The sequence below is a fragment of the Bifidobacterium canis genome, from assembly GCF_009727065.1.
Classification (GTDB): Bacteria; Actinomycetota; Actinomycetes; order Actinomycetales; family Bifidobacteriaceae; genus Bifidobacterium; species Bifidobacterium canis.
In genome coordinates this window covers 22578-44578 of record NZ_WNLP01000002.1, presented here as the reverse complement: position 1 = coordinate 44578, position 22001 = coordinate 22578, and the positions used below count along the sequence as shown (strand labels likewise).

General features: G+C 58.6%; 14 protein-coding genes, 1 tRNA gene and 1 pseudogene. 4 read left to right on the top strand and 12 right to left on the bottom strand.

The window, feature by feature from the left end; genetic code table 11:
- Positions 1-55: 55 nt before the first annotated feature.
- Positions 56-784, bottom strand: a complete 729-nt coding sequence (locus GSD1FS_RS02575; RefSeq protein WP_155588254.1) for an NUDIX hydrolase — start codon at positions 782-784, stop codon at positions 56-58.
- Between the two features lie 114 nt (positions 785-898).
- Here GSD1FS_RS02575 and GSD1FS_RS02570 point away from each other — a divergent pair, with 114 nt between their 5' ends.
- On the top strand, positions 899-2320 hold the full coding sequence (locus GSD1FS_RS02570) for a CCA tRNA nucleotidyltransferase (RefSeq protein ID WP_343030172.1): 1422 nt from the start codon (positions 899-901) through the stop codon (positions 2318-2320).
- Between the two features lie 788 nt (positions 2321-3108).
- Here GSD1FS_RS02570 and GSD1FS_RS02565 read toward each other — a convergent pair.
- The 8 genes and pseudogenes from GSD1FS_RS02565 to GSD1FS_RS02530 form a co-directional block, all read right to left on the bottom strand.
- On the bottom strand, positions 3109-3735 hold the full coding sequence (locus GSD1FS_RS02565; RefSeq protein ID WP_155588253.1) for a LytR C-terminal domain-containing protein: 627 nt from the start codon (positions 3733-3735) through the stop codon (positions 3109-3111).
- 75 nt (positions 3736-3810) lie between these two features.
- Complete coding sequence (locus GSD1FS_RS02560) at positions 3811-4701, bottom strand: 4-(cytidine 5'-diphospho)-2-C-methyl-D-erythritol kinase (protein ID WP_155588252.1); 891 nt, start codon at positions 4699-4701, stop codon at positions 3811-3813.
- Positions 4698-5576 carry a 16S rRNA (adenine(1518)-N(6)/adenine(1519)-N(6))-dimethyltransferase RsmA gene (rsmA, locus tag GSD1FS_RS02555; RefSeq protein ID WP_155588251.1) on the bottom strand — a complete coding sequence of 293 codons (879 nt, stop codon included), beginning with the start codon at positions 5574-5576 and terminating at the stop codon, positions 4698-4700. Before rsmA ends, GSD1FS_RS02560 begins: the two co-directional genes overlap by 4 nt.
- 125 nt (positions 5577-5701) lie before the next feature.
- Positions 5702-7218, bottom strand: a pseudogene (locus GSD1FS_RS02550) (resuscitation-promoting factor).
- 311 nt (positions 7219-7529) lie between these two features.
- Positions 7530-7606, bottom strand: a tRNA-Thr gene (locus GSD1FS_RS02545).
- 244 nt (positions 7607-7850) lie between these two features.
- A complete protein-coding gene (locus GSD1FS_RS02540; protein ID WP_155588250.1) occupies positions 7851-8885 on the bottom strand; it encodes a DsbA family protein in 1035 nt (344 codons plus the stop codon).
- A gap of 133 nt (positions 8886-9018) precedes the next feature.
- Positions 9019-11178: a serine/threonine-protein kinase gene (locus GSD1FS_RS02535; RefSeq protein WP_155588249.1), complete on the bottom strand. Its 2160-nt coding sequence runs from the start codon at positions 11176-11178 to the stop codon at positions 9019-9021.
- Between the two features lie 42 nt (positions 11179-11220).
- Complete coding sequence (locus GSD1FS_RS02530; protein WP_155588248.1) at positions 11221-12219, bottom strand: potassium channel family protein; 999 nt, start codon at positions 12217-12219, stop codon at positions 11221-11223.
- Between the two features lie 423 nt (positions 12220-12642).
- Here GSD1FS_RS02530 and GSD1FS_RS02525 point away from each other — a divergent pair, with 423 nt between their 5' ends.
- Entirely contained in the window at positions 12643-13770 is a 1128-nt protein-coding gene (locus tag GSD1FS_RS02525; RefSeq protein WP_155588247.1) for an ABC transporter ATP-binding protein, read from the top strand.
- Positions 13771-13872: 102 nt separating this feature from the next.
- Here GSD1FS_RS02525 and GSD1FS_RS02520 read toward each other — a convergent pair whose 3' ends face one another.
- Positions 13873-14094, bottom strand: coding sequence for a hypothetical protein (locus GSD1FS_RS02520; protein WP_155588246.1), 222 nt, complete (start codon positions 14092-14094; stop codon positions 13873-13875).
- Positions 14095-14570: 476 nt separating this feature from the next.
- On the opposite strand from GSD1FS_RS02520, the gene GSD1FS_RS02515 reads away from it, so the two are divergent.
- A complete protein-coding gene (locus GSD1FS_RS02515; RefSeq protein WP_155588245.1) occupies positions 14571-16019 on the top strand; it encodes a DUF4032 domain-containing protein in 1449 nt (482 codons plus the stop codon).
- A 92-nt stretch (positions 16020-16111) separates the two neighbouring features.
- On the opposite strand, the gene GSD1FS_RS10235 is transcribed toward GSD1FS_RS02515, so the two are convergent.
- Both GSD1FS_RS10235 and rlmB read right to left on the bottom strand, forming a co-directional pair.
- Complete coding sequence (locus tag GSD1FS_RS10235; RefSeq protein ID WP_343030171.1) at positions 16112-17530, bottom strand: polysaccharide deacetylase family protein; 1419 nt, start codon at positions 17528-17530, stop codon at positions 16112-16114.
- Positions 17531-17690: 160 nt separating this feature from the next.
- A complete protein-coding gene (gene rlmB, locus GSD1FS_RS02505) occupies positions 17691-18686 on the bottom strand; it encodes a 23S rRNA (guanosine(2251)-2'-O)-methyltransferase RlmB (protein WP_155588244.1) in 996 nt (331 codons plus the stop codon).
- A 255-nt stretch (positions 18687-18941) separates the two neighbouring features.
- Here rlmB and GSD1FS_RS02500 point away from each other — a divergent pair, with 255 nt between their 5' ends.
- The gene (locus GSD1FS_RS02500) at positions 18942-21932 is read left to right on the top strand and encodes a cation-translocating P-type ATPase (RefSeq protein WP_155588243.1); all 2991 of its coding nucleotides are present in this window, start codon (positions 18942-18944) and stop codon (positions 21930-21932) included.
- The last annotated feature ends 69 nt before the right edge of the window (positions 21933-22001 follow it).

Genomic DNA, 22001 nt, shown 5'->3' with positions numbered 1-22001 from the left:
CCATCTGCACCGGAAGCGTGCCCAAAGGCGCTGATCGGTGCGATGTTGATTCACGTTAAGCCTGCCTATTCAGTTTCCGTGCATACAGCCAAGCGATCTTCCGCTCGTTCGGGTAGCTGAGCACATCGTCGAGATCGGCGAAATCGACCCAAATGGCATCTTCCGCCTCGTGGTCGGGATCTCCCTCGACGGTCAGCTCGCCTCCAACCTGACGTAATGCGAAATGATGCACTAGCTTGTGGACACGTTGACTCGTTCCAGTAAACCAATAGTCTATCGTGGCTATCGAATCTACAACCTCGCCGATGATGCCGGTTTCCTCGTGAATCTCGCGCACGGCGGTCTGCTGGGGAGTTTCGCCTTTTTCGATGTGGCCTTTCGGCAGGCACCATTCCAAGTGGCCGCTGCGTGAATGGCGGGCGATGATGGCCACACGACCATGCTCGTCGAACACCAGTCCGCCAGCCGAATACTCGCGCACCACAGGGAGTTCCTGCGCGTCGAGCGAGGCGAAGGAACTGCGACGGTCACTGCTGCGGCGCTGAGGCATCATCGCCGGCGTCGGCTTGCTGGGGTCGAGAGGCAGACGCTTCATTTGCTTGAGGCGCTTGGCACCGATGAGATGGGCGATATCGGCGGGGTTGACGCTGCCGGAGTCGGAGCTAGACACCACGGTCTGTGATGTATAGAGCAGCTCGTCAGGCTCCAACGGGTCGTGGTCGTCGTGGGCATGGTGATCCGCAGCGTTGGCATGCATGCGAGCAACGTCTGCGGGAGTAATCATGGTTTCAACCATACTCAATAAAACTGCATATGGGTGTCGGTATGCTTGATGGCGGAATGATGCATGCCTCAAGCGTGCTTGGAGTGTGCCTGAAGCGTGCTTGAAAGGGGTGGCGTGAATTTCGAAGTTTGGCCCGAAGCGATTGAACTTGGGCAGATGTTTGCAGACGAGGGTTACGAGCTGGCATTGGTTGGAGGGCCCGTGCGCGATTTGCTGCTGCACAGGCCGTCGCACGACCTCGATTTCTGCACATCGGCACGCCCTGAGCAATTCGAGCCGATTCTCAGGCGCTTCGGGCACGATGGGTTCTGGGACATGGGGCGTAAATTCGGCACGCTCGGCGCGATGCGTCGTCGCCCTGACGGCACTGAAGTCAAGGTTGAGGTGACCGCATACCGCAGCGACGAATACGACCCGGATTCACGCAAACCGGAAGTGAGCTACGGCGATTCGCTCGAAGGCGACCTGTCACGCCGCGATTTCACGGTGAATGCGATGGCGCTGACGGTGCCCGACCTGCGATTCGTCGACCCGTTCGGAGGGGCGAACGACCTCAACCGCAAGATTCTGCGCACACCGGTGGATCCATACCAGTCGTTCGATGATGACCCGCTGCGCATGATGCGTGCGGTGCGCTTCGTCGCGCAACTCGGCTTCAGCATCGAACCGGAAACGGCGGAGGCGATCACGAAGATGGTGGATCGCATCGACATCGTTTCCGCGGAACGTGTGCGCGACGAATTGACGAAGATGCTGCTCTCCGACCGTCCACGTGACGGCATCGAAGCGCTGGTGGATTCCGGCTTGGCCGACATCGTGCTGCCGGAGATTCCGGCACTGCGTTTGGAGATCGACGAGCATCACCGCCACAAAGACGTGTTCGACCACACGATGATCGTGGTCGACCGCGCTGTGGCACTCGAAACGGGGCCCGATGGTCCTGTGCCTGCACCCGACCTGGTGCTGCGCCTTGCGGCTTTGATGCACGACATCGGCAAGCCGAAGACCCGTCGCTTCGAACCTGGCGGCAAAGTGAGTTTCCACCGCCACGACGCCGTGGGCGCCAAACTGACCCGCAAGCGTTTGAAGGCATTGCGCTTCGACCACCATGTGGTTGACGATGTGAGCGATCTGGTCGACATGCATCTGCGCTTCCATGGCTATGTGGATGAGCGTTGGACCGATGCCGCCGTTCGCCGCTACGTCAAGGAAGCAGGGCCGCTGTATGAACGCCTGAACCGCCTGACACGGGCCGATGCCACCACGCAGAACCGTCGCAAGGCCCTCGTGTTCGAACATGCGATGGACGAGATGGAAGAGCGTGTGCGCCAGCTCAAACAGCAGGAAGACATCGATGCGATTCGCCCTGACCTCAATGGCGATGAGATCATGCAGGAGCTTGGATTGAAGCCGGGCCCAATGGTCGGCAAGGCCTACCGCCATATGCTCGATTACCGCCTCGATAATGGGCCGGTCGACCATGATGTGGCTGTAGCCGAGTTGCACCGCTGGTACGAATCGCAGCCTGAAGCCTGATCTCGACCGCCTTTAGCCCTGCTGCGCCTAGCTTCTATGCCCAATTGCGTGATTACCTCTGTTAGTTCGTGATTGCGTTGGTGTGGGGCGGGAGGCGCGGCATAGTCTCGCTTCGTCAGGGGTGTCGCGAGCTTCGCGCGCGCACATTCCTCAGCGAAACTATGCCGCCCCTCCTGCCCCACACGTCATTGTGCGCTTATGGTTTTATGCGGAAAATCGCTGACTTGGACGTGAATGAGCCGCTTTGGTACTGGCTTCAAGCGGAAATACCTCGATCGGCTTAGGCGGGCTGTTGGGGAGTGCGGCGGAAGCAAGCTGAGGAATGTGCGCGCGCGAAGCTCGCGACACCCCTGACGAAGATTGGTTCCGCCGCACTCCCCAACAGCCCATACGTTTCAACGATGGAATGGATTATTGCTACGGCGTTGTGGCGAATAGCCCGATATGCGTTATGACTTACCGTGGGTCGGGTGGTCTGGCGTGAGCTTGCTGAGGAATGTGCGCGCGTGCAGCTCGCGTCACCCCTGACGAAGCGAGTTCACGCCAGACCACCCAACTCACAGACGTTGAACGATAGAAACGGTCTGATGGACTGACTACTGGGGGTCGTTGTCAGTGAAGAGGGAGGGGATGGTGAATGCGATGGCGACTAGGACTGCTATCCACATATACCGATAGGTATGAGTGATCTTCCCGATCACGATCATGCAGCAGAAAAGCGTCGCCAGGAATATCCATAGGGCATTCAGCGCTTTTCTCATAGGGCACCTCAGGGGAGGGGAAGAAGGTTAGCCGACGGCGGTGTGCTCTGGAGCCTTCGGGAGATCCTTCATTTCGCTGACTGGCTTGCAGCCTTCAATGTTCGGAATCTCGGAACCCGTCTTCGGCAGCTTGTCTTCAGCCGTCAGGTTCTGGAAGGTCGCACCGAGAATCACATCGACGAGCTTGTCTTGACGATCGTCCATCTGCAGCTTCGCATCGGGGAAGTTTGCGGCAAGCGTGTAGGCCTGCGGAATCGCGTTCTTGCCGAACACGATCGTGGTGCGCTCCACCTTCGAATTGTTGTAGTTATCGACGCCCTGCACCACGAACTCACGGTTGGTCAGAGCCTGGCCGACCGCATTCGCGAAGCCCGAGAACTTCGTGCCGTTGAGCACACGGGTCGTAACCGACTTGTTGTCGAGATACTTCGGCTTGCTGCCATCGGCAGCAGGAGAGACGCAAGGGGCTGTAGTGCCATAGTTCGCGCCCTGAGCCGTCGTTTTCACTTCGCCTAGGCCACCCACATGGAAAAGGAATAGCGACGAGACGAACAGTGCAACAACGAGAACCACGCCAACGATCGCAAAGACGATCGTCTGGCGCCTGTGCACGTATTCTTTGCGCGCTTCGCGGGCGTCATCATTCTGTGCCATGTCAGTCCTTCTCATACGTAGACGATGCTTCCAGTATCGCATATGCCATGACCCGTGTTCAGCTCCGATCCGGCTTCAGCGGAGAATGCGCTCGCAGGGCACGGCTGGCGCTTCGGCGGCGATGATGCGGTCGACGGCATCGCGCTCGAGCCAACGGCGTTCCACCGCTTCACGAGCCTCGTCGGAGTTCACAATCGCGATCACGGTAGGGCCTGAGCCCGAGACGAACGCGCGGTCAGCTCCGGCGGCGAGCGCTTCGTCGATCGCCACACCGCTTCGCGGGTGGAGCGACACCGCAGCGTTCTGCAATTCGTTGAGATTGCCAGCTCCTGCGCCAAGCACATCGAAGGTCGAATACACTTCCGGCGTGCTCAGTTGCGAGAGGTAGGCGCCGACCAGCATCGTGGTGCGTGGCGAACCTCCGAGCAACGGGAGCACACGCTCGTCTTCGGGGCTCAGATCGGTTATGCGCTCGCCGAATCCCGTGCCCAATGCCACTCCGCCGCTCACGCAGAACGGCATATCGGCGCCAAGCGTCGCCGCGATCTCCCGCAGTCGCTCCACCGGCCAATCGAGCTCCCACAGCGTGTTCAGCGCCAGAAGCGTGGCGGCGGCATCGGCTGAGCCACCGCCCAAGCCGGCAGCCACCGGAATGCGCTTGTCGATGCGAATCGACACGTCGGGTTCATGCCCGCACGCTTCTGCTATCGCGAACATGGCCAGCACAGCGTGGTTGCGCCGCATATCGGAGGTCGATGCAGCCAAGTCTCCCAAGTGTGTGCCGGAAAGATCGAGGGAGAAGCCGGTGCCGCATGGCTTGGCTTCAACCGTCACCGTGTCGTAAATGCCTACGGCGCAGTAGATCGTCTCCAATGCGTGACGGCCACCCCATTCGGCATGGCGTTCGCCCACATGCAGTGTCAGATTCGTTTTCGCTGGGCAGTCAACGCTGACGCAGGTCGTCATGCTTCAAGCTCCTTACACGCCTTCGCCAGTGCCACGAATTCGTCTATCGTCAACGTTTCCCCGCGTCGAGTGGGGTCGATGCCGGCGTTCTCGAATGCCTGTGCCGGCACGGTTTTCTTGAGTGCGGCATGCAGCGTTTTGCGGCGCTGCGAGAACGAGGCGTCGATCAGGGCGAACACGCGTTCGCGCTCCACACCGCGATTCTGCGGGTTTCGCGGATCGTCAGCCGCATAGCGCTCGAAGCGCACCAGAGCGGAATCGACGTTCGGTGCCGGCCAGAACACGTTGCGCCCGATATTGCCGACATTGTGTGCCTCGCCATACCATGCGAGCTTCACGCTCGGCGTGCCATACACTTTCGTGCCGGGGGTAGCGCTCAACCGTTCCGCAACCTCCTTCTGCACCATCACGAGGAACGCATCGAGATTGTTGAACCGTTCGAGCAGTGTGAGCAGAATAGGCGTCGCCACATTGTAGGGCAGATTCGCCACCAACGTGAAGCGAGCGTCATCGTTGAAATCCGGCACATTGCTCGGCGTCACCTTCAACGCGTCCATATTGACGACGCGCAGGCGTGCAGCGGCGTCGGGCATGAACTCCTCAACCGTTTGCGGGAGCCGCTCAGCAAGCGGAGGGTCGATCTCCACGGCCGTCAGCGTAGCGCCGGTCTCCAGAATCGCCAGCGTGAGCGAGCCAAGTCCGGGGCCGACTTCCATCACGTGATCATTCGCGCCGATCTGTGCTTCGCGAACGATTTTGCGCACAGTTCCCGGGTCAATCACAAAATTCTGCCCGAACTTTTTCGTCGGACTGATGCCCTCCTGCGCGGCAATACGCCGAATATCGGCGGCACCCAGCAAATGCCCTTGTGTCATCTGTGTTTGAACTCCCTATGCACAACACGTGCGCTATGAACCCGGCAGAACTCAGCATAACCCAGCAAGCGCACGCATACTTGTATACAAAGAATATACGAATATATGAGGAATATGCGAAGAATTTAGTACCAGCCGTATTTCTCGGAATGCTCCCACGCCTTCAGCGGCGAGCCATACGTACCGGAGATGTAGTTGAGTCCCCAGTCGATCTGCACGGCGGCGTCTTCCTTCCAATTCGCGCCGTAGTCCGCCATTTTTTGCCGGGCAGTGACTGCGGAATGCCGTACGCGTGCGTCGACGGATTCTCCGCATACCACAGCCAGCTCGATTCGCGGTTCCACAGTTTCACGAGCGCGGTCCAGTTCGCTCCGGTCCAGCCATACTGCGCGGCCGCGCCCGCCGCATACGCTTGCGCGGCACTCGGCGACGGCTTGCACAGCCTGCAATCCGACGGCGTGCTCGGCGTCGTCGGCTGCTGCGTTGGCTGCTGTGTCGGCTCCTGCGTAGGGGTTTGAGTCGGCTTTTGCGTTGGCGTTTGCGTCGGTTTCTGGGTAGGCGTTTGCGTTGGCTTCTGCGTAGGCGACGCGGTTGCCTGCGAGTCGTCCTTCGAGTCGTCGGAATCGTTCGAATTATTTGCATTACTCGAACTATTCGAGTCCTCAGAATCCTTCGAACTGTTTGAATCTTCCGAATTACTTGACTTATCGGAATTACTCGAGCTATCTGAACTATCTGATTTGTTGGAATCTCCGGAACTATTGCCGGAATCAGTGTTCTTCGACTCTTCCTTCGCCGGGCCAATCGCAATAATCTGATTGACCGGAGTCGAAATCGGCGTCGTCGCCGTCAACTTGCGGCTCTCTTCTTTGCCGTCGACATAGGTGACTGAGTACGTGAGCTTGTTCTGCCCGTTCTTGCCCTCCTGCTGCACCTTCGTCTCGCCCGGCGCGAGCGACTCGTCGACCACCGTCAGCGTCTCGAACGGCACGTCTTCAATAACCGTCTCGTCTTTCGTAGTCACGCGCTGTACGCGCAGAACAGTCTTGCCGTCTTCCTTGCTCACGCTCACGCGGTCGTTCTTGCCGAGCGTGATGCCTTTGGAATCCAATATCGATGCCGCAGGCAGTTTGCCATTCGGCGCGACGGAAGACTTGCCGTCCGCGATCACCGTCACCGGGCCGTCCGTGTTAATAACAAAGCCGCCGGTGAGCTGGTTATAGACGTTCTTGATGTCTACGGTGATGCGATTCGCCTGCACTTCGTTCTGCTCGAAGAAATTGATGAGCTGATCCGCGCTTTCCGCGACCGTCCAGAACGGCACTTGCTGCCCGTCGATCGTGACGGTGGTTTGATACGCGGTTTTCACGGTCACCGTGTCGTGATCGGTAAGTTTTCCGGCAGTGGTGGATTGCACAACATCGTGCGTTTTCACGGTGACGCCGCTCTCGCGTAGGAACCCGGGGACTGAGGTGGCGTACGTCGACGTCGTGGTTTTCTCACCGTTGTAGTTCAACGTGACGGTTTTACGCACCAACGTGAAGAAGCACGCCGCCACGAGCGCGACGACGCAGACGATGCTCACGCCAATGCGGATCGCGCGCAGTCGCGCCATGCGCTGCGGTGTCCAACGTTTTGCCATGGTTGTGCTTCCCTTGATATTGACTATCTGCTGGTTCGATTGTACTTGCTAGAGTCCCCGCGAGCATAGGCGCGGGGAAAGAAAATGGCTTCGATGCTGGGCATCGAAGCCATTTGACGAATATGGGGGCGAGAGAGAAGGGGGTTATCTCGCCCCCGCTGAGTGCGACCGCTAGGGGAGGGTCTGCACTCATTCCAGAAGTCTCATGGTTGGGGGGAAGACTTCTGGACCTTACTCGTGGTAAGTCTTAAATTATTCTGTTTGGTGATGTATCACTCATTGTAAATGATGCATCGTCTCGACACAACCACTGGAGCCTCCTGTCGGGATCGAACCGACGACCTGCCGCTTACAAGGCGGCCGCTCTGGCCATCTGAGCTAAGGAGGCGCGTGCGGAATTGTTCTGCAACTGTTCGAGCATAGCAGATGCCCGGAATTGTTCACCAGTCAAACTCCGGCAATGTTGCACGGTGCCTTCACATATGGCTTTCGCTGATCTGTCGGCTACCGTCACAAAGTATAGCGTGAGTTTTCGCTCGCGGCAATGGCATGTCGCGCGTGTTTGGCATATTCTTTTGCCTTTTTGTGCCACGCGCGACATGCGCATATTCCGCGGTTCCAAGTTGAGATTATTATTCCTTGGACTGCGAAGACGAGTCCGTGGTGTCATCGGAATAACCGATGAGCGGCTTGCCGGTCGCGCCGATCGACGGGCGGATCTCGGAGTTGCCGACCTTGCTCTGCTCGAGTCCGATCGCGTCGAGGAACGCTTCGGCAACGTTCTTCTTGCTCGTTACTTCCGAAGAATTCATATCCCAGAAATATCCGTTGATCGTGACGGTCGGCGTGCTCATCGAACCCTTGAGCTGGCCGGAACGGTTCCACAGCTCCTGACGGGTCGGCGTGTAGGTGTTCACAGCGTCGAGCCACTTGTCGTAGTCGCGCTGCATCGCCTTGCTCTGCACATCTTCGCTGATGCCGGTGCCCTTCATCTGCGCCTTGATCTGGTCGTCGGAGACGTGCTTGTAGCCGGAGCCTTCCTCGGGCTGGAAGTCTTCTTTGTAAAGATTCGTCACGAAATTGAGCAGATGCGTCGGATTGTCGTCATGCTCGGCGACGTAGATCACGGCATTTGCTGCACGGCTCGAATAGGCGTCCGTTTTGGTCGAATCTCCGTCGAGCCACGAATAGCGGTCCATGAAGCTCATGAAGTGCAGGTCGATGTTGATTTGGCCGGCATCCATCATCTTCACGAGATCCTGGTCGAGCGTGCGGTTGAGATTGCCGCAGCCCGGGCACATGAAGTCCATGTAGATGCTCACGGTCGGCACGTCGTCAACCGGCTTGTTGTAGCCGTTCTTCGACACGAGAATGCCTCCGAGGTTATCGGCCTTCGACGGCTTGACGTTCTCGTCGGCGAGCGTCGCTTTCGCGGCGTTGGTCGATTCGGTGGTCTGCTGCTGCGAGCTCGTGCTCGGGTGCGTGCTGCGCCACACGGCAACACCGGCAATGGCGATAAGCGCAACGAGCACCACGATGACGATGATGCCGATCGTCGTTTGCGTTTTGCGTTCTTTGCGCAGGCGTTCCTGCTGTTCGGCGAGACGTCGTGCTTCTTCGGCCTTGCGCTGGGCGCGGCTCTCGCTCTTCGGTGATTTAGAGGCCATGCTCTTCCTTTCGTGTCGGTAGAAGTCTAAAACAACGCATTGCCATCTGGCTAGTGTTCACAGGAGTTTTTCAGCTTACATGCGCATCTGCCCACCTTCGACCAATATATATAGGTCGTAAAGGGCTAGAAGGTTAGAAGGGCGACCATGCGGTGATGGGCCACCAGTCGATGGTCGGCGTGATCGAAAGGTTGAGCACGGCGGCAACGAGTGCGATGACCCAGATGCCAAGCACGACGAAACGGCGGATATTCGTCGAAGAGCCCTGCGGCTGCAATTCGAGCTTCTGTTTCGGGCTCAGGCCGACGATCACGCCAGCTCCGGCGCGCATATTCGCCGAATATGGGCCGAACTGCGCGAAGAGCCATGCGAGCAGCAACGCCACCGCCAGCCACAAGCCACTCACCGATTCCGGTGAATCCGAGAGCAGCGGAATTCTGCCGAATGGCGCTGGGAATGGCAGATCCTGCTCAAAGGTTGGAAGCCCCATCAGGTATGTGGAGGCGGCGAGCAGAATGAGGTAGGTCACCCAGAACAGCAGCAGCGACCATATCGACATGAATATGGCGGCGAACAGATGCCAAGGCAGTTGCGCGGCTCGCAAGACCTTGGAGCCAGTGCCGTCTTGCCCGCCACGTTTAAGCACATGCGTGATATGCGCATTGAGGTTCATGCCGAGCGCCGTCTGCACCCAGATCAGCACCGATGCCGTGATGCCCGCACCTATTGGGCATGTGGCAGCCAGGATCATCAACGGCAGTGCGGTGAGCAGAATCGGCACGATCGCGCGTGATCTGTGCATCTGGGCGGCCTGCTGATAGGCGACTTGCGGAGGCGCGAAGGCAGGTGTTTGCGCGTATTGCTGGTAGTTGCTCGGCGGCTGAGTGTCGGCGAACTCGCCGTTATAGCCTTCCGGCGGTTGATACGCGGGAGCCGGCTCAACCGGCTTGAACGTGTTCGTCGGCAAAGCCTGCGTCGGCTCTTCAGCTGCTGCCGGCTGCGTCGCCAACACCCGCGTCGGGGCTGGCATGGCTCGTGTGGCCTGTGCATCTGAGGAATCTGCGTTCGCGTCGGAATCTCCTGCCATCAACGGACGCGTGGCTTCCGTCTCTTGCGCTGGCATGGCTTGCATCGCCTGCGTCGCCGGCTCCTGCTGCTGAAGAAGCGTGGTCTGCGCTGGCGGGGCAGGAGGTTTGCTCAACGAGGCGAACTGTTGTGCTGGCTGTGCCGACTGTGCCCGCTGTGCGGGCATCGCTTGCGTCGCCGCAGGCTCGTCGAGCAGCATCGGTTGCGTGGTTTGCGAGGCATGCACCGGCAATGCTTCGGTCGGCATCGATTGCCGACGCCACAACGTGCGAGGATTATCCACCCGTTCACGGCTGCGCAGCACGCGACCGGGATCGCCGGCGTCAAAAGGGAGCATCGCCTCGCCGTCGCCGTTCCAAGCATCGGAACGAATGGCCTCCAGCAGTTCCTGCGGAGTGCAGCGCTGCGACGGGTCGGGGTTCAACGCAGCGCGGAACGCCTCCATCGTGTGTGGCGGTAATCCGGTCAAATTGGCATGCCCAGCCGCCTCGCGTTGCAGCACCGCCATCATCGGAGACGTGCCGAACACCGGCTCGCCGGTTGCGGCGAACGCCAGCACCGAAGCGAGCGACCACCAGTCGCTGTCTGCAGTAGATTCAGCGCCCTCAATAATCTCCGGAGCAATAAATCCAGGAGTACCCATAACCAAACCAGTACTCGTCACATGGTTCTCGCCGGGAGCCATGGCGATGCCGAAATCCACCAGCACAGGGCCGGTCACGGAAATCATCACATTCGTCGGTTTGATGTCGCGGTGCACAATACCCGCCTCATGCACGGCGTGCACGGCGTCGATCAGTTTGCTCGACAGCCGCTCGAGATCGTCACCCACATATTTGCCGTTGTGCCGCACATCCTCGCGCAGATTCTCACCCTCGATCAGTTCGGTGACAAGGAACGCGAGCGAATCGTCTATCTCCATATCGACGATCTGCACAACGCCGGGATTCTTGATCTTGCGCATCGCCACGGCTTCGCGGCGAAGGCGCTCGCGAGCCACGACCTGCGCGCGGTATTCCGGGCTGTCGCGGTTGCCGTCTTCGGAGTCGGAAAGCGACGCGCGCAGAATCTTCATCGCATACGCAGTGCCGCCGCCATCTACCACTTTCCAGACGGAACCCATGGCGCCAGATCCGAGACGCGAGTCGAGCGTGTAGCCACCCACCATGTCTCCTGGCTGCAACTGCAATGCGTTGATATCTGTCATACGCCCTATCGTATAGCGCTCCATTCCGCGCAGCGCCAGCTTTTACCCGAGGTGAGAGTTATTTCTTCGACTTGCTGCGCGTGCCCGTTGTGCGCGCGTGCTGTGTGTGGTGCACGACTTTGGCGGTTGCGAAGTCTGCGCGGGCTCGGCGCTATGCGCGTTGTGCCCGTTACCCTGCCGCGAGAAGATCTGCCCGCGACCATTACCGTGTTGCTTACGCTCCGCATTGTGCTGCCTCCGCTCCATGCGGTGCATACGCTCGATCTCTGCGTTGAGACGGTTCACGGACTCGGTCAAACGCAATAATTCAGCTTGCATAATGCGCGACTGCTGAGTATTGAGCGAGGAAGACAATACCTCTGTGTGCAGTGCCTCGTGATACTGCACGTCTACGCTCGCGCTCTCTTCGCCATTCGCGGCGCTGCCGTCGGTGTTCTCGCTCTCCTCGTCTTCGGGACTCGGAAGCGGGTGAGTGCGCACGTTCACTTGGTCGATCACCCACGACGAGATCATTGCGCTCACAATACCGATGACTGCAATGCCGGTGATCATCAGTAATACTGCGATGAATCTGCCCACCGCAGTCACTGGGTACACGTCGCCGTAGCCGACGGTGGTCACGGTGACGAACGCCCACCAAATAGACGTGGGGAAACTGGTGATCGTCGCGCCCGGAGCCGTGTGCTCCACCGAATACTCGGCGAGCGCGCCCACATAGATGAGCATGGCGACCACACTGGTGGCATACAGCGTGATGCGCCCGCGCGTGGCAGTGCCCGCACTGCGGTTGAACATGCGCAGCATCGGCACAAAACGCAGTAATCGCAGCGGCTGGAACATTGGCAGCAGCATCGTGATGAGTAATAATAGATTACTTTTGAACCAAGCCCAGCGATTATGTGCCAGGCACAGTGAGACTAGATAATCTATGCCGTAGAGCACCCACACCAGATTGATCACCCAGTTGCACAGTGTGATGTGAGTTTGCGCGAGAATCTGCCACGAGTACGCGAATAAGAACAACGCCGATAGCACGAACATCGGCGCATTGGTATAGTGTTCCCATTTTTCAGCGTCATAGTGCCGATTGTATGCGGGGCAGAGTGCAAGATGTTGCGCAGTGAGCGCTGTGGCGTGTTGGGCAAGCGCGTCCCATGCTCTGAGATGAGTTGTGTTCAAAATGTGTCATTAGTTGCAAATCTGTCGAAGAGTTGGCAAGATAGTCCACGAACTTAGCGGTTCAGGCAAGTGGGGATAGGCAACACGCAGGGAGTGTGCATCACTATTGCATTGTTCGAAAGAGCGTGTATAGTGAAGAAAGCTCATCGAAGAGAACACTTCACTGGGCAAACAGTGGAAGGTTGTGGCCAAGTCGAAGACGACGGTTGCAAACGGAAACAACTAAAAGTAATCCCCTCACAACGGATCGTTCGGCACGTACCTGCCGATGAAAGGATGAACAATATGGCAGAAGTCATTTTCGATCATGTCACTCGTATCTACCCGGGCAACGATAAGCCATCGGTGGATGATCTGAATCTTGACATCAAGGACGGCGAGTTCCTGGTTCTCGTTGGCCCTTCCGGTTGCGGCAAGTCCACGACGCTGCGCATGCTCGCAGGCCTCGAGGAAGTTAACAAGGGTCGCATCTTGATCGGTGGCAAAGACGTCACCACGATGCAGCCTAAGGACCGCGACATCGCAATGGTCTTCCAGAACTACGCTCTGTACCCGCACATGACTGTGGCCGACAACATGGGCTTCGCTCTGAAGATCGCAGGCACCCCGAAGGACGAGATCCGCAAGCGCGTCGAGAAGGCCGCTGAGATCCTCGACCTCACCGAGTTCCTCGATCGTAAGCCGAAGGCTCTGTCTGGTGGTCAGCGTCAGCGCGTTGCCATGGGCCGTGCAATCGTTCGTGAGCCGAAGGTCTTCCTCATGGATGAGCCTCTCTCCAACCTCGATGCAAAGCTTCGTGTGCAGACCCGTACGCAGATCGCTGCTCTGCAGCGCCAGCTCGGTGTCACCACGCTGTACGTTACCCACGATCAGACCGAGGCTCTGACGATGGGCGATCGCATCGCCGTCATCAAGCTCGGTGTTCTGCAGCAGGTCGGCGCTCCGACCGAGCTGTATGATCGCCCGGCCAACGTCTTCGTCGCAGGCTTCATCGGCTCCCCGTCCATGAACCTCAACACCCACCCGGTGGTGAACGGCAAGGCTCAGATCGGTGCTGACACGATGGATCTGCCGAAGGAAGCTCTCGACAAGCTGACCCCAGAAGATCACAACCAGATCGTGGTCGGCTTCCGTCCAGAAGATGCTTCGCTGGCTACCCCGGATGAGACCAACGCCTTCTCCCTCAAGGTTGTCAACGTTGAAGATCTGGGCTCCGACGGCTACATCTACGGCAACATCATCACCGATGATTCGCCGGCAGAGCAGAGCACGGTGATGTCCGACCAGAACAAGCTCACGACGATTCGCGTGAATCCGCGTGTGCTCCCGAAGGCCGGCGACACCGTCAAGATCAAGGTGAACCCAGCTAAGATGCACCTGTTTGCTCCGTCGACCGAACTGCGCCTGAACTAATAGCGCATGTTCCAGCCACATGAGTGGCTATGGCTGACATGATGTGAGAGACCCCGCTTCGTGCGGGGTCTCTCATTTTGTTGTGTGGGCTGGCGTGAGCTGTTATGCAAACCACTGTTTGCCCAGTGAGCCGCGCTGCATGCGGAGTCTGTGATTTTGCTGTTTTAGCATCTTGTTTTGCCGTTTTGCATATATTAGAGCTGCTTTTGTAGTTAGAACGGCGAAATAATCTGTAAAAACATCAAATTCTAATAATTTTGCTGTTTTGTAGATTTGCTTTGCTGTTTCGTTGTCCGGTTTTGCCGTTTCGCATATAACAGACATATACCAGAGCAGTCTTATGGTAAGAACGGCAAAACAATCTGTAAAAACGTCAAAATAAGTTATGTTTGCTGTTTTGTATATTTGTTTTGCCGTTTTTGCGCATATTAGGACTGTTTTGTAGTCAAAACAGCAAAACTACATGTAGAAACGTCAAAAATATAAGATTTTGCTGTTATGGAGATTTATTTTGCCGTTTCTGCAGAAAGTTTCGCCGTTCTGCACACTGCATGAATGCTGTAGTGCTGTGCTGTAAGCGCTACATGGGTGCTTGCATTACCGTCAACAGGGCTACAGTGCTGGCAGCAGGACTCTGCAGAGCTGGCAACAAGAGTGCAGCGCTGCCAGGGGGATCGCGATGCTGTTGAAGAAGCAGATGGGCGAAGCTCGCAAACGCCTACGTCCCCTTTGCTAGGATAAGTGTTTGATACAAGGTGCACAAAACGTTGCGAGGCGCAACAGAACAAGGATGTGACGGTATGGCAATAACCGATAATCCGCAGTTGGATCCTCGAGCTCTCAAAGCTACCTCAGTCAAGGCTGAGGATCCTGAGAAACCAAGCGAAGAACCGTCTACATTGAAGATCACGGCGGCGAGCTCGGATCCGAAGATGTTCACGTTGCCGTGGGAGAAGCCGCTCGCGACCTGGCCTTCCGAACTGTTGGTGAATCTGCCTCGCGGTATTTCCCGCCACATCGTGCGCTTCGTGCATGTGGGCGATGAAGTCTACGCGATGAAGGAGATCACGCGTTCCGTGGCAGAACGCGAATATGAGATTCTGCGCCAGCTGCAGAAGCTCAACCTGCCGACTGTGCAGCCGATCGCCGTCGTCACCGGCCGTCACGACGACAACGGCGAACCGCTTGAGGCGATTCTGGTCACGAAACACCTGCGCTTCTCAATGCCGTACCGCGCACTGTTCGCCCGCACGCTGCGCCCTGACACCGCCGAGCGCCTCATCGACGCTCTGGCCGTGCTGATGGTGCGTTTGCACCTCGCCGGCTTCTACTGGGGCGATGTGTCGCTTTCCAACGTGCTGTTCCTCAAAGACGCCGACGCGTTCTCCGCGTTCCTTGTCGACGCGGAAACTGGTGATTTGCAGATCGAACTGACGCAAGGCCAGCGCGAATACGATATTGACTTGGCTCGCACGAACATCATCGGCGAATTGATGGATTTGAGCTCCGGCGAACTGCTGCCGCCTGACGTTGACGAGATCGCGATCGGCAATCGCTTGGTGGACCGTTACCATTCGCTGTGGAGCGCGCTCACCGACACCGAGAAGTTCAGCCCAGACGAGATGTGGAAAATCGAGAAGCGTGTGAATCGCCTGAACGAACTCGGCTTCGACGTTGATGAGCTTGAGATGAAGACGACTGAAGACGGCAAGCGCGTGCTCGTTCGCCCGCGCGTTGTGGACGCAGGCTATGCGAACCGCAAGCTGCTGCGTTTGACCGGCTTGGACGTGCAGGAGAATCAGGCTCGCCGTCTGCTCAACGACCTCGATGCCTACCGTGCACAAAGCTGGCGCGACGGCGAAGACCTGGAGATTGTGGCGACTGACTGGATGCGCGAAGTGTTCGAGCCGACCGTGCGCATGATTCCGCGCGAATACCGCTCGCAGATCGAACCTGCGCAGTTCTTCCACGAGGTGCTCGACCACCGCTGGTACATGGCTGAGAAAGCCGGTCATGACGTGCCTATGGCGGAGGCTGTGGAGAGCTACGTGAAAGACGTGCTGCCGCAATACAAGCTCGACACGAAGACGGTGAACGAGCTCAACGCCGACGCTGACGCTGGCGTGATCGACGACGAATACACCTATGATGACGCGTCGAACAAGGCGAATCACACGAAGCCGGCTGACGATCACGACGATGATTACAATCCCGAAGACGATCCTGACGCCGCAGTCTGGGCACAGTGATCAATAATTTGAAATATTACAAATAATATAGATTATTAAAATTCGCGCTGGCTAATAGATACTTAGTCAGCGCGAATTTTATATATATAAAATTATCGAGAATAATATAGCGATCCATTCTCGCCTTCGAGCAGTTTCGAAACGGTCACCAGAGTTAGTCCTTTGCTGCGCAAACCGCTGACAATCTGCGGGATGGCGGCCACCGTGCGCTCATTGCCGTCGTGCAGTGCGACGATCGAGCCAGCTTCGGCGGCGTCGACCACACTCTGCGCAATGTTGGTATTATTTGTGTCCCAGTCGCGCGAATCCACGCTCCATAGAATCACTTTCTGCCCGTCCGCATTGGCCTCTTTGACCACCGTGTCGCTCCACGCGCCGTCCGGCGGGCGGAACAGCGTGGGTTTGCTGACGCCAGCCGACGTGATGACGTCATCGGTGTCGTGTAGCCATTTGTCGAGCTGCGACGAGTCCATCATGTGCAGTTGCTTGTGCCGCCAACCCATGCTGCCGATCTCGTGGCCGGAATCCGCCATCGTTTTGAGCAGCTGTTTGTTCGAGCCGGAGACGAACTGGCCTTGCACGAAGAACGTGGCGGGCGCGTCTGCAGTGCGAAGCGCGGCGAGCAGTTGCGGAGTCACCTGCTTGTTCGGGCCATCGTCGAACGTGAGCGCCACGCATGCAGTGAATTCGCAGTCGAGCGGCATCGCGTCGATAACAGCGTCGGTAGCCTGAGTGAGCGAGCTCAGCGCAGTGTTGATCTGCTCGTTTGAGGCAGCGGAATCAGGCTCAAGTAGTGCGGTTGCGTTGGCGATCTGCGCGTTCAATGCGTCGCGGAGCGTTGCGTTCGCCTTGCCTTCCGAGCGAGTGTAGGCGGCGTTCGCAGTCGTGAGCTCTTTCTGCAATGCGCCGCGCCGGTTCGAGTTGCGAGCGCTGTCGATAAGCGTGCGCAATGTGTCGGTTTCGGTCTGCACATCGCGCATCCGGTTGACCATGCTCGTGCTCGCGACGCTGAAATCGCGGGCGAGTTCGTTGAGCTCATCGGTGCTTTTGCTGGCATTGCAGCTGACGTTTACTACTGAGGAAACGGTTTGTGTGTCGTCGATATGTTCGATTGTTGACGACAACGTGGTGGCGTGCTCTTTGCCGACGTCACTGCCGAAATCTGTGTTGCGGTTGCTGGCGATGAGTTTCTTTGCGTTCGTCAGCGTGGCAGTGTACGTGGTGTGCATCGTGCTGAACTGCTGTTGCGCGGACTCGCAGTCGGCGAGCGCGGTGGCATGCAGTTCTTCGGCATGGCGGCGCTGAGCGCGGTTGATCGGAATGATAATCGCCGCGAGCACGCCGGCGATGACGAGCAGTGTCACCACAACGGCGATGATGGTGCTGCGCTTGGCATGAGGGGAGTGCGGGGAGCCGTTTTGTTCTGCCGCGTTTGCGTTCGGATCTTCTGCTGCGAACTCAGCGTGGATCGCGTCGAAGTCATCGTCCTGCTCTGAAGAATCTTGTGCCACGATAACCTCCCCTTTGCACGCACACCCTTTGTGCGTATTCGTTATAGTTCAGAATACATTCTGCTGGCTATTGAAATGCTGACTATAAAAACTACGCAGGTGTGCCAGGCACAACGAATATGTGTTTGGCATACCTGCGTAGCAATAAGTCGATAATCGATTAGTCGGCGTCTGCGCCGGCCTTGCGGCGGGCGTTCACCGTGGCGTAGAGCGCAATGCCGGCGGCCACGGAAGCGTTCAGCGATTCGACTGCGCTGGAGATCGGGATGCTGGCGATGCTGTCGCACGCCTCACGGGTCAAACGGCTCAGACCCTTGCCTTCAGAGCCCAGGACCACGACGAGCGGATCGGTTTCGAAGCCGGTTTCGCCAACCATCTTGTCACCGCCACCATCGAGACCGATGGCATAGAAGCCGCGCTCTTTAAGGGCTTCGATGGCCTTCGTCAGGTTCACCACGCGGGCGATCGGCATGTGCGCGGCAGCGCCAGCCGACACCTTCCATGCGGCGGCGGTCACCGAAGCGGAACGACGCTCCGGCAGAATCACGCCGTTAACGCCGAACGCGGCGGCGGAACGAATCACAGCGCCCAGATTCTGCGGATCAGTGATGCCGTCGAGTGCGATGAACAGCGGGCGGGCATTGATGCGCGCGCTCTTCGAATCCGCCATCTCCATCGCGCGCGCCCTGCGCTCAGCGCGGTCGACGAGCTCGTGCAGCGACGAATACTGGAACGGGTCGGCCTTCATAATCACGCCCTGATGATTGCCGGAGCGTGCGATGCGATCCATTTCCATGCGGTCAGCTTCCATCAGGTTCAATCCGCGCTGACCAGCCAGCTTCACAATCTCGCGCGTGCGATCATCGTGCTCTATGCGAGCGGCAACATACAGCGTGCTTGCCGGAACGCCCACGCGCAGTGCTTCGAGCACTGCGTTGCGGCCGATCACCAGATCGTCGGAATCCGAGGTGAAGTGTGCGGCGCGGCGGCGAGCAGCCAAGCGCGGATCTGAGCGCTGGCGTTTCTCTGCCTGCTTCTTTGCCTTGTATGCCTTGTGATACACGCGGTCTTCGGCCTTCGGAGTGGGGCCCTTGCCGCGTAGAGAATTACGATGCTTTCCGCCCGACCCCTTGGTCGGGCCCTTCTTAGTAGCCATGCGCCCATTCTCTCAGCACCCGTTGTCATCATTTGGCATCAGCACATGGCGATCTTGTGATACTCAGCGGTAATTTCCACACGATGTTCACTTCTTAGCAAAGGTGAAATAGCCGACGTATGGAATAATGGCAAACGTTAGCATCGCGATACTCGCGTATGCCCATAACCGCGCAGCCAAGCGTGCCCCTCGCAGATATGCGAACTCGCGCGCATGGTTGACTACTCCGCGGCTGACCGAGGAGATTATAGATATATGGATGATCGCATCATAGATCCATCCGCAGTAAACCGCGAACCCCATGTGGAGACGGCGGATGTTGAAGAATCCCAGGAAGTAAAGGCACAAGAGGCGCTGCTCAAAGACGTCGACCCGTCGCTGACCGATGCCGCCGACGTTGCCAAAGCACTCAATGTGGATACTCGCACCGGCTTGACGAGCGACGAAGCCAAGCGTCGACTCGAGAAATTCGGGCCGAACGAGCTGGCGTCCGCGCCGCCGGTGCCCAAGTGGAAGAAGTTCCTGCAGCAGTTCCAGGATCCGCTCGTCTACCTGCTGCTTGCGGCGACGGCGATTTCGTTGATCGCGTGGATCATCGAGAAAGTGAACGCGGCACCGGGCGCCGAAGGCGGGGAAGCACTGCCGTTCGACGCCATCGTCATCGTGCTCATTCTTATTGTGAACGCCGTGCTCGGCTACATGCAGGAGGCGAAGGCGGAGGAGGCGGTGAACGCGCTGTCTGAGATGACCGCGCCGACCTCCAACGTGCTGCGCAACGGCCGCGTCGAACGCATCGCCACTACTGACATTGTGCCCGGCGACGTGCTCGTGCTCGGCGAAGGCGACACCGTGCCCGCTGATGGCCGACTGTTCGCCGCGGCGAGCCTGCGCATTGCAGAGGCCTCGCTGACCGGTGAATCCGTGCCTGTGGGCAAGAAGCCGGAGACTCTGGAGAAAGCCAAGGCTCTCGGCGACCGTATGAACATGGTGTTCAACGGCACCTCCGTGACGCAGGGCACTGGCCGCGCGATCGTGACCGGCACCGGCATGAACACGCAGGTCGGCAAGATCGCCGACTTGCTGCAGGCCACCGATGACGAGGCGACACCGCTGCAGAAAGAGATGAATCACGTTTCGAAGATTCTCGGCATTGCAGTCTGCATTATCGCGGTCGTCGTGCTCGTTGCGCTCGCGATTTTGGAAGGATTCCACAGCGTTCACGATGTGATCGACTCGCTGCTGCTCGCAGTGTCGCTCGCCGTCGCCGCTGTTCCTGAAGGACTCGCCGCGATCCTGACTGTCGTGCTCGCGCTCGGTGTGCAGCGCATGGCTGCGCACCACGCCATCGTCAAGAAGCTGCACTCGGTGGAGACGCTGGGTTCCGCTTCCGTCATTTGCTCCGATAAGACCGGTACGCTCACGCGCAACGAGATGACCGTTGAGCGAGTGATCGTGCCAAGCGGTGAAGTCGAACTCACCGGCACCGGCTACGCACCGGAAGGTGACATGGTGTCGCTCGACGGCAGCCCAGTGCCTGACCCTGTGGCACAGGAAGTGTACGCGACGCTTGGTGCCGGCACTCTGGCGAACGACGGCGAACTGCGCGAAGGCGACAAGCCGGGCACGTGGGAAGTCGTTGGCGACCCGACCGAGGTTTCGCTCGTCGTCGCCGCACGCAAACTGCACGTGGACAAGAAGTACGAGCACTTCACACGCGTCTCCGAGATTCCGTTCACGTCGGAACGCAAGCGCATGTCGGTCATCGCGAAGAACGACACCGACTCCGGCAAACTCACCGTGTTTGCAAAGGGCGCGCCAGACGTGCTGCTCAGCTACTGCGACCGCATTTATGTGAACGGCGCTGTGCGCAAGCTCACCGAGGGCGACAGGCAGGATATTCTCAACAAGGTTGAGGAACTCTCGCGCAACGCATACCGCACGCTCGGCCAGGCGTTCCGCCCGCTCGACACGAATTCGCTGATCGACGTGCCGGGCATTCGCACGAACGCCGCCGGCGAGATCTCCGACATCTCCGAGCAGGCTGATGTGATCGAACAGCACTTCATCTGGAACGGCATGGTCGGCATCATCGACCCGCCGCGCGTGGAAGTGCGTGACGCTGTGGCTGAAGCGCATCGCGCCGGCATTCGCACGGTGATGATCACCGGCGACCACCCGCTCACCGCTGCTCGCATCGCCTCCGACCTCGGCATCATCGCCAAGGATGGCAAGGCGCTCACCGGCGACGAACTCGACCAGATGGACGAGGCTCAGCTCGACAAGGCGACCTCCGAGGTTTCCGTCTACGCTCGCGTGGCTCCTGAGCACAAGCTCAAGATCGTTGAATCGCTGCAGCGTCAGGGCAACATCGCTGCCATGACCGGCGACGGCGTGAACGACGCCCCTGCCGTCAAGGCAGCCGACATCGGCGTGGCCATGGGCATCACCGGCACCGAGGTGACGAAGCAGTCCGCGAAGATGATTCTGGCGGATGACAACTTCTCGACGATCGTTGCCGCCGTGCGCGAAGGCCGTGGCATCTTCGACAACATCCGCAAGTTCCTGCGCTACCTGCTGAGCTCGAACGTCGGTGAAGTGTTCACCGTGTTCTTCGGCGTGGTGTTCGCCGGATTCCTCGGCATCTCGCAGCCGGAAACCGTGGGCGTGACCGTGCCGCTGCTCGCCACGCAGCTGCTGTGGATCAATCTGCTCACCGACGCCGCCCCCGCACTCGCGATGGGCGTCGACCCGATGACGGAAGACGTGATGAACCGCAAGCCACGTAAGCTCACCGATCGCGTGATCGACGGCGCAATGTGGGGCGACATCATCTACATCGGCATCATCATGGCTGTTGTGACGCTGATCGGCATGGACATGCACCTCTCCGGTGGCCTGTTCACCGACCGTTCCGTGGACGCGATGGGTCACGATGCGCAGATGACCGAAGCGCGCACAATGGGCTTCACGATCCTCGTGTTCGCCCAGCTGTTCAACGCATTGGCTTCCCGTTCCCACCTGCAGAGCGCCTTCAAGGGCCTGTTCTCGAATAAGTGGCTGTGGGGCGCTATCGCACTGTCGATCGTGCTGCAGCTCGTGGTGATCTACGTGCCGTTCCTCAACACGGCCTTCGGCACCACGCCACTGCCACCGATGGCATGGCTCGAGTGCATCGGCCTCGCCTTCTTCGTGCTGCTCGCCTCGGAGATCCGCAAGATCTTCCTGCGTATGCGCGCCAGGAAGTAGCCTGACCAGCTTTTAGGTCGCACCATATAGCGATCGAAAAGCTATGAGTCGCAAATGGGGCGGTGAACA

What these genes read in the sequence shown, in the direction of transcription:
- GSD1FS_RS02575 (WP_155588254.1), bottom strand. Translation starts at nt 784, where the DNA reads ATGATTACTCCCGCAGACGTTGCTCGCATGCATGCCAACGCTGCGGAT.
- GSD1FS_RS02565 (WP_155588253.1), bottom strand. Translation starts at nt 3,735, where the DNA reads ATGGCACAGAATGATGACGCCCGCGAAGCGCGCAAAGAATACGTGCAC.
- GSD1FS_RS02560 (WP_155588252.1), bottom strand. Translation starts at nt 4,701, where the DNA reads ATGACGACCTGCGTCAGCGTTGACTGCCCAGCGAAAACGAATCTGACA.
- rsmA (WP_155588251.1), bottom strand. Translation starts at nt 5,576, where the DNA reads ATGACACAAGGGCATTTGCTGGGTGCCGCCGATATTCGGCGTATTGCC.
- GSD1FS_RS02540 (WP_155588250.1), bottom strand. Translation starts at nt 8,885, where the DNA reads ATGGCCTCTAAATCACCGAAGAGCGAGAGCCGCGCCCAGCGCAAGGCC.
- GSD1FS_RS02535 (WP_155588249.1), bottom strand. Translation starts at nt 11,178, where the DNA reads ATGACAGATATCAACGCATTGCAGTTGCAGCCAGGAGACATGGTGGGT.
- GSD1FS_RS02530 (WP_155588248.1), bottom strand. Translation starts at nt 12,219, where the DNA reads ATGTTCGTGCTATCGGCGTTGTTCTTATTCGCGTACTCGTGGCAGATT.
- GSD1FS_RS02525 (WP_155588247.1), top strand. Translation starts at nt 12,643, where the DNA reads ATGGCAGAAGTCATTTTCGATCATGTCACTCGTATCTACCCGGGCAAC.
- GSD1FS_RS02520 (WP_155588246.1), bottom strand. Translation starts at nt 14,094, where the DNA reads ATGTCTGTTATATGCGAAACGGCAAAACCGGACAACGAAACAGCAAAG.
- GSD1FS_RS02515 (WP_155588245.1), top strand. Translation starts at nt 14,571, where the DNA reads ATGGCAATAACCGATAATCCGCAGTTGGATCCTCGAGCTCTCAAAGCT.
- rlmB (WP_155588244.1), bottom strand. Translation starts at nt 18,686, where the DNA reads ATGGCTACTAAGAAGGGCCCGACCAAGGGGTCGGGCGGAAAGCATCGT.
- GSD1FS_RS02500 (WP_155588243.1), top strand. Translation starts at nt 18,942, where the DNA reads ATGGATGATCGCATCATAGATCCATCCGCAGTAAACCGCGAACCCCAT.